A 250-nucleotide genomic window follows, 5' to 3' on the forward strand; every position below is an offset into this window, starting at 1 on the left:
AGCTCCCATCGATTATCGAGTTGATCGTTATCACTCTGCAGCCAAGCGCCTCGGGCAGATAGGGGGCTGCGAGAGACTGCGCGCCATTTCCGGCATCGACCACGACTTTGAGTTTCCTCTCAGTAATCAGTCTGGAGTTGACTCTTGAGGCTATCCCGTTGATGTAGGTCCTGATGACCGATGGTTCGGTCCTCGCGGTGCCGACGCCCTTCCAATCGGCTTTGTTCGCTGAGCCATCGTGGAATATCTT

General features: G+C 55.2%; 1 pseudogene. It reads right to left on the reverse strand.

Annotation, left to right across the window (positions count from 1 at the left end):
• A pseudogene (locus KVT28_RS25900) lies at positions 1-250 on the reverse strand (hypothetical protein); the annotation flags it as partial.

It is taken from the genome of Pantoea sp. GbtcB22 (assembly GCF_019091025.1).
Classification (GTDB): domain Bacteria; phylum Pseudomonadota; class Gammaproteobacteria; order Enterobacterales; family Enterobacteriaceae; genus Pantoea; species Pantoea leporis.